The 5,211-nt window shown below is 59.0% G+C and carries 6 protein-coding genes; 2 read left to right on the top strand and 4 right to left on the bottom strand.

The genetic code is table 11. The features are described from left to right. Nucleotides 1-24: 24 nt before the first annotated feature. Together VG146_23075 and VG146_23070 are read right to left on the bottom strand one after the other, a co-directional pair. Nucleotides 25-1,344 (bottom strand): ISKra4 family transposase, encoded by a 1,320-nt coding sequence (locus VG146_23075; protein HEV2395245.1) that lies wholly within the window; start codon nt 1,342-1,344, stop codon nt 25-27. Then, nucleotides 1,277-1,693, bottom strand: coding sequence for a DUF6788 family protein (locus VG146_23070; protein ID HEV2395244.1), 417 nt, complete (start codon nt 1,691-1,693; stop codon nt 1,277-1,279). The genes VG146_23075 and VG146_23070 overlap by 68 nt, the downstream gene beginning before the upstream one ends. 129 nt (nt 1,694-1,822) lie before the next feature. Here VG146_23070 and VG146_23065 point away from each other — a divergent pair, with 129 nt between their 5' ends. Both VG146_23065 and VG146_23060 read left to right on the top strand, forming a co-directional pair. Further along, nucleotides 1,823-2,695 carry an aldehyde dehydrogenase family protein gene (locus tag VG146_23065; GenBank protein ID HEV2395243.1) on the top strand — a complete coding sequence of 291 codons (873 nt, stop codon included), beginning with the start codon at nt 1,823-1,825 and terminating at the stop codon, nt 2,693-2,695. 172 nt (nt 2,696-2,867) lie between these two features. After that, a complete protein-coding gene (locus VG146_23060; GenBank protein ID HEV2395242.1) occupies nt 2,868-3,857 on the top strand; it encodes a malate dehydrogenase in 990 nt (329 codons plus the stop codon). Between the two features lie 18 nt (nt 3,858-3,875). On the opposite strand, the gene VG146_23055 is transcribed toward VG146_23060, so the two are convergent. Then, nucleotides 3,876-4,475, bottom strand: a complete 600-nt coding sequence (locus VG146_23055) for a redoxin domain-containing protein (protein ID HEV2395241.1) — start codon at nt 4,473-4,475, stop codon at nt 3,876-3,878. Nucleotides 4,476-4,487: 12 nt separating this feature from the next. Continuing rightward, nucleotides 4,488-5,048 (bottom strand): YqgE/AlgH family protein, encoded by a 561-nt coding sequence (locus VG146_23050; GenBank protein ID HEV2395240.1) that lies wholly within the window; start codon nt 5,046-5,048, stop codon nt 4,488-4,490. Nucleotides 5,049-5,211: the final 163 nt, after the last annotated feature.

Genomic DNA, 5,211 nt, shown 5'->3' with positions numbered 1-5,211 from the left:
GGGTGGACGAGATAAAAGTGGGAGCTAGCGGGTGCGAGCGGCCCAAAAATCCTCGAAACGGCCGGACATGATACAGCAGCGAAGGGCGATAATAGCGTTTGCTCCACGGACCGACCAACGCATGCCCGATTGCTTGAGGCGCTCGCCAATGACGGTGCGACAGCCGGCCTCGACGACACCCGAACCGACGAAGAAGTCTTTTTCACGATATTCGGCGTAGCGCATGCAGGAGGCATTGTTCTCAAAATAGCCTATCTCTTTGCGAAGGGACTTTTTGGCTTTGGGCGAGCTGGGCAAGTTTTTGCCGGCCTTGCGGACCAGTCGCTGGATGTCGCCGGCTTCCAGTAAATTGCGCCAGGCCTGGGGGGATTCGGCTTCTGGTCCCCACAGGATTTGCGCGATTAGAGTCAGATGCTCGTAAGCGTGGAACAGATCCACGATATGCACCGCACCGGGGAAGTGCGTCTGGGTGATGGTGCGGTTGTAACGTTGGCCGTCGGTGAGCACGATAACCGTTTGGGCTTGCTCCAGGCCGCGCCGCAACGCCTCGGCGTACATGCGCCAGCCAAAAAGTGTGCTCGACTCGATGGCTCCGACATAGGTCGTTGAATCCGGATCGCGTTGAGGATGGCCCTCCTTGTCCAAGCCGACCTGCGTAAACACACAGCCCAGTTTGACTTCCCGTGTTCGCGCCGAACCATCGGCCTGTTTGCCCTTTCGTCCCACGAGTTCGCTTTTGCGCACCGGGATGCCAGTTCCATCAAAACTGATGTAGAACTTAGCGCCGGGTTCCAGTTGGGGCGGGACGCTCAGGCCAGTATGCACTATCTGCTCCTGTTGTTCCGAGAGCCACTGTTCGACTTGCCGGCCCACTTCTTCAGCGACTCGCTCGATCTCCCGGGGTTCGATCCGCAACCCGGCGTAGCAAAGCAGGTCTTCGGCGGCTTGCTCGAACTGCGTTTGGCTGCCGGCCCGCGCCATGAGGCGGCGCACCCCAGGCGAATAGGTCGTGTTGACAATGTCCAGACGCTCGTCATCAGGGAAGCGGCTTTGGCGGCATTGCTCGCACTGGTAAAACGAGCGCCGGAAAGGAACTCCTCCCAAGGTGGTCAATAATCCCTTGGCCCGCCGCCCCTGGCTGGTCATGCGCTGGCCGCACTCACACAGAACTATCTCCCTGGGAGCATGGCCCTGCCAATGAGAGAGTAAGCTGCCCAGGACGCCAGCTCCGCCTTGGCGAGCCGCCTGCAGCATGAGCGTCTCCCAGGCCTCGAAATCAGGTGTCTGCCTGCTGGCCATGGCCGTGGCCAGGCGACGCACCTCGGCGCTTTGTTCCAGTTCCACCAGCAGTTTTTTTTTGCACGACTTCAGCTACCGCCAAATCACCGAGTTGTTCGCCCAGGCGCACCAACTGGTCGACCACGCCCTCAAATTGGCGCATGGCTTGAATCTGCTGGCGATAGAGCGGAACCAGCGCCGGATCGGTGAGCCGGACCGAGACGGTTTTATTGGCTTCTTTGCGGGTCAGCAGCGGATAGGGGCCGCGTTTGGCACTTGAACCATCGGCATGTTTAACAGTCAGGAACTGCTCGGTCAGGGAGCCGCGACGCAACTCACGCAAGTCGGCGAGTTGGCGCAGGAGGCCCTGACGTTGCTGTTCGAGGTTGGAGTAATTGGGAGAGGGAGCTTTCATATTGTAGTCATATTACTACAATAAGGCGGCCAAAAACAATAGAAAACGTCAAAACCAACTTTTATCTCGTCCACCCGTCTCAGATACAAACCTCGACACCCGCCGCCGGTCGCTTTATTCTGTCGCCCGATGAGCGCGCGATTGGCGGTTCATAAAACCTATAAACTATTCATTGGCGGTAACTTCGTTCGCAGCGAGAGCGGGCGCTGGCTGCCGGCGCATTCGCCGGATGGAAAGTTGCTCGAGAATGTTTGCCACGCCTCACGCAAAGATCTGCGTGACGCGATCGCCGCCGCTCGCAAAGCCACTGCCGGTTGGGCTGCCAAAACGGCTTACCTGCGCGGGCAAATCCTTTATCGGGCAGCCGAAATGCTCGAGAATCGGGCGGCCGAGTTGGCGGCCGAAATCGTCCGTTCGACAGGCGTCTCCTCCGGTAAGGCGCATCACGAAATCGCTTCCACCATTGACCGCCTGGTTTATTTTGCCGGATGGTCTGACAAATATCCGCAGGTTTTCGGCAGCGTCAACCCCGTGGCGAGCGCGCATTTCAACTTCACCACGCCGGAGCCGACGGGCGTCGTGGTGATTCTGGCCCCCGATCGGCCCGCGCTGATCCCGCTTGTCTCTTTACTGGCGCCGGTGATTCTGAGTGGCAACGCCGCTGTGGTCCTGGCCTCGGAATCCAGTCCGCTGCCGGCGGCTACCTTTGCCGAAATCCTGGCCACCAGTGATCTTCCGGCCGGGGTGGTGAACCTGCTCACCGGACGCCGCGCCGATTTGGTCTCGCACATCGCCGGCCACATGGATGTCAACGCAGTCGTGGACGGGGTCGGCGAGCCCGAATTGCGCACGCGGCTTCAAGCTGGCACGGCTTTCAACCTCAAACGCTATGCGGACCACGCGCTCGCGCCGGCCGACTGGTTTAGCCGTAAGGCCGAAGATCCCTACTGGATTCTGGATTCCGTCGAATTCAAAACCGCCTGGCATCCAATCGGTTTGTGATATTCCGTTTCCCGTTTCGGGCGGCTTCCGGAGCGGTGAGGCGCGACGTCCTTATCGGGAGCCGGCAAGGATTCAATCCGACTCCGTTAAAGCTATTGCCTATTTAACTTGTTTAACTTATTTAACCGATTCAACGCATTGAAGAATAACTGTACCTGAAACCTAAGATACCATGAGCGCATCTCCCATTCGCGTGGCTGTGACCGGCGCCGCCGGCCAAATTGGCTATTCACTCTTGTTCCGCATCGCCTCCGGAGCCATGTTCGGCCCGAACCAACCCGTCATCCTGCACTTGATTGAAATCGAGCCCGCCTTGCCCGTCCTCGGCGGCGTGGTGATGGAGTTGGAGGATTGCGCGTTTCCGCTGCTCCAGGGTGTGGTGGCCACGGCCAACCTCGACGAAGGTTTTCGCGGCGTCAATTGGGCGCTGTTGGTGGGCAGCATCCCGCGCAAGGCCAACATGGAGCGCAAGGATCTGCTAGGCATTAACGGCAAGATCTTCATCGGCCAGGGCCGCGCAATTGAGAAAAACGCCGCCTCCGATGTGCGCGTGCTGGTCGTCGGCAACCCTTGCAACACCAATTGCTTTATTGCCATGAATAATGCCCCCGGTGTGCCGCGCGACCGCTTCTTCGCCATGACCCGCCTGGACGAGAATCGCGCTAAATCGCAACTGGCAAAAAAGGCCGGCGTGCTTGTGGCTTCAGTTTCCAATGTGGCTGTCTGGGGCAACCATTCCTCGACTCAATACCCCGATTTTTACAACGCCAAAATCAACGGCCGGCCGGCGACCGAACTCATCCGGGATGAAGCGTGGCTAAAAGGCGAGTTCATCTCCACCGTACAGCAGCGCGGCACGGCGATCATCAAAGCCCGCGGCGCATCGAGTGCCGCCAGCGCCGCCAATGCCGTCGTGGACAGCGTCCGCTCCATCATCGGGCCCACGCCGGCCGGCGATTGGCATAGCGTTTGCCTCTGCTCGGATGGCAGCTACGGTGTCGAAGAAGGGCTAATCAGCTCGTTCCCGGTTCGCAACGTCGCCCAGCGCCTGGAGATTGTGCAAGGCGTGCCGATTAACCCTTTCAGCCGGTCGAAAATCGACGCTACGGTGAACGAGTTAAAGGAAGAAAGGACCATGGTGAGCGAGCTGTTGCCAAAGTAGCCCCGCTCTGTAGCTCGCTCAGCTCCCGTATTTCACCCCGCACCCGTAAGGCCGGGTCTGTGAAACCGTCACCGCTTCCCCTGCCTGCAACCTCTGCACGGCTTCCCGGACATAATTTCGGGCCGTGCGCGGATCGCCTTCCGGCTCCGCCCGATCATCGATCGCGCCCTGGTAAACCAGGATGCCTTTCGGATCGATCACGAACATGTGCGGTGTCGTGCGCATGCCGTATTTCTTCCCAATCTCCCCCGAGCTGTCGTCCAGCCACGCCGTGGCCTTCATCTTTTGCTCGGCCCACTCCTTGCGCGCAGTTTCGGGACTCCGATGGCTCGAATATTTCTCGCCCACAGAATTTACGACCAACCACACCACCCCCTTGGACGTCATGTCCCCTTGCAGTTCCTGCATCGCACCGGTCCGGTAATGGTTGTGGCAAAACGGACAATCCTGATTGTAGGACTCCAGGATAACGATTTTGCCTTTGTAATCGCTCAGTTTATGGGTTTGCCCGTTGATATCCGTGGCCGTAAAGTCCGGCACCGGTTGGCCGATCTCGGCCGCTCCATACGCCATGGTCACGGAAGCCATTAGGCCCAGCCAGCTCAATGCGCGCCTCATAGTTGTCCTTTTTTAATTCAGCGATAGGTCCTCCGGCATCTGCGAGAGCAGCCGGTACTGCCAGCCTTTCTTACGCAGCACTTTTTGCCAGAGTTCGTCCGGCCGCGTATCAAAAACCAGCTCCAACGACGCCGGGTGCGTCACCCAGGCCTTGCGCTTGATTTCGTCTTCGAGTTGGCCGGGACTCCACCCGGCATACCCGGCGAACAGCTTCACTTTCTGGGTCGGCGAGAACGATTCGCCCAACTCGATCAATGCATCCACCGAATGGCTCAGGCTCAGGTTCGGGAGCACGTTGGCTTCCGGAATGAAAGCGTCGGTCAGCAAAAAGCTCAACGCCGAAGGTTGCACCGGGCCGCCCAGGTAGAGCGGGCATGTTTTGAGCGTGTCGGGGAGGTCGGCTACGATCATCTCGCCGGCGTTGCTGCCTGTCGCGCGGTTGAGCACCAAACCGAACGCCCCTTCGGCGTCATGCTGGCAAATCAGCACGACCGTGCGCTGGAAAAATGAGCCGCGCAACTGGCCGCTGTCCAGCAGCAGGTGACCTTTCAAGAACTTTCCGTTTGCCGGCATAGGGCGTCGCTTGATGCAATCTGGATTAAAATTTCGGCCTGTCAAAACTTTGTGAGGGTTAAGGTAGCGCAGGACCTTCGACTCCAATGCCGCTACCCGATGGGCGCCTTGAAAAGGGGGGTCAAATACTGCCCGGCAAAAAAGCCTTTGCCGAGGAGCCCAG

It is taken from the genome of Verrucomicrobiia bacterium, from assembly GCA_035946615.1.
Taxonomy (GTDB): Bacteria; Verrucomicrobiota; Verrucomicrobiia; order Limisphaerales; family UBA8199; genus DASYZB01.
The sequence above is the reverse complement of the archived record's forward strand: the minus strand, read 5'-3'. Positions and strand labels throughout refer to the sequence as shown.

Bases quoted from the DNA above. Each gene is read 5' to 3' on its own strand.
- VG146_23055 (HEV2395241.1), bottom strand. From the start codon at position 4,475: ATGAGGCGCGCATTGAGCTGGCTGGGCCTAATGGCTTCCGTGACCATG.
- VG146_23060 (HEV2395242.1), top strand. From the start codon at position 2,868: ATGAGCGCATCTCCCATTCGCGTGGCTGTGACCGGCGCCGCCGGCCAA.
- VG146_23070 (HEV2395244.1), bottom strand. From the start codon at position 1,693: ATGAAAGCTCCCTCTCCCAATTACTCCAACCTCGAACAGCAACGTCAG.
- VG146_23050 (HEV2395240.1), bottom strand. From the start codon at position 5,048: ATGCCGGCAAACGGAAAGTTCTTGAAAGGTCACCTGCTGCTGGACAGC.
- VG146_23065 (HEV2395243.1), top strand. From the start codon at position 1,823: ATGAGCGCGCGATTGGCGGTTCATAAAACCTATAAACTATTCATTGGC.